This window comes from Pseudomonas fluorescens, assembly GCF_002022275.1.
GTDB classification, from domain to species: domain Bacteria; phylum Pseudomonadota; class Gammaproteobacteria; order Pseudomonadales; family Pseudomonadaceae; genus Aquipseudomonas; species Aquipseudomonas fluorescens_AJ.
Genome location: NZ_MSDF01000007.1, coordinates 308,494 through 308,813, shown reverse-complemented (window position 1 = coordinate 308,813; position 320 = coordinate 308,494). Strand labels below are relative to the sequence as shown.

The window sequence follows — 320 nt, the reverse complement described above, 5'->3', positions numbered from 1 at the left end:
CGGCATCGGCAAGGCGTTGCTGCTGGATGATTCGGTGGAGGAGTGGCAGCGCCTGTATGACGTCAGCCAGCCGACGGAGCGCAAAAGCCAGCAGTGGCCGCAGCACCCGGAGCAATCCTGGGCGCAGTTCGAGCAGCGCATGCACGACTACGTGGTGGGAGGGTATGCGTTTGATCTGGAAGACAACGAACCGTCGATCCGGTGTGTCGCGGCGCCGGTACGCGATGCCAGCCGACGTATCGTCGCCGGGCTGAGCATTGCCAGTACCGTGCCCTACATGCCGCTGGAGAAAATGGCCGAGCTGATCCCTGTGATCAAAC

1 protein-coding gene is annotated in these 320 nt (G+C 62.8%); it reads left to right on the top strand.

The genetic code is table 11. From position 1 onward, the window contains the following. A partial coding sequence (locus BFW87_RS03750) for an IclR family transcriptional regulator domain-containing protein (RefSeq protein WP_303047298.1) occupies positions 1 to 320 on the top strand: 320 nt, incomplete at both ends.